1 protein-coding gene is annotated in these 1,042 nt (G+C 47.2%); it reads left to right on the top strand.

Annotation, left to right across the window (positions count from 1 at the left end):
* Positions 1–203: 203 nt before the first annotated feature.
* The gene (fabG, locus tag A3729_RS01230; protein WP_068506760.1) at positions 204–950 is read left to right on the top strand and encodes a 3-oxoacyl-ACP reductase FabG; all 747 of its coding nucleotides are present in this window, start codon (positions 204–206) and stop codon (positions 948–950) included.
* Positions 951–1,042: the final 92 nt, after the last annotated feature.

Raw genomic sequence — 1,042 nt, 5'->3', positions numbered from 1 at the left:
GCTAGGTGCCGACACTTTCGTTGAATGTGGTCCTGGTAAGGTGCTAGCGGGCTTAAATAAACGAATTGATAAAACGGTTAACACGATGGCTATGTCAGACGTGAGTAGTCTTGAAAAAGTAGTTTCCGGTTTATCAGATTAAACATGCTGTATAGGGTGCGCGGTGCGAACCAAGTTAAAATACCAAAATAAAGAACAGGAAAATGGCAATGGAAAAGAAGGTGGCGTTAGTCACGGGCGCAAGCCGTGGAATAGGTCAGGCGATTGCTAAAGAGTTGGCCATGGATGAGTCCTTAACGGTTATTGGTACTGCCACAACAGAAGATGGTGCCTCGTCAATTTCGCATTATTTCTCAAAGTGGGGCTTGGACGGTGACGGCATTAAGATGGATGTGTCAGACCCAGAGTCGGTCACAGAAGGCATCAAACAGGTCACTCAAGCTTATGGTCCGCCTTTGATCGTTGTAAATAACGCCGGCATTACCCGTGATGGTTTGTTGATGCGTATGAAAGAAGAAGATTGGGATAATGTCTTGAACACCAACTTGAGCTCGATTTACAGAGTCTCAAAGGCAGCGCTCCGAGGCATGACTAAGGCGCGCTGGGGACGAATTATTAACGTTAGCTCTGTTGTTGCGCAAATGGGCAATGCAGGCCAGGCAAACTATTGTGCTGCCAAGGCAGGCATAGAGGGCTTTAGCCGCTCTTTGGCAAAAGAGATTAGTGGGCGAGGCATTACAGTTAACTCAGTGGCTCCGGGTTTCATTGAGACGAGCATGACAGAAGAGCTTTCCGATACCGTAAAAGCGAGTATGTTGGCGACAATACCGATGCAGCGCTTGGGGCAGCCCGAAGAAGTGGCTTCGGTAGTAGGGTTTTTGGCATCTCAGCAAGCAAGTTATATTACTGGTGAAACGATCCATGTAAACGGTGGGATGTTTATGGGCTAAAACGGGAATATCCCGAATTTGTCCTGTTGTTATTCCGGTAGCATCTCGAATTTGTCCTGTTGTTATTCCGGTAGTACCCCGAATCAGTCTTT

The organism is Oleiphilus sp. HI0043, from assembly GCF_001634935.1.
This window is presented reverse-complemented; position numbering and strand designations above follow the sequence as displayed.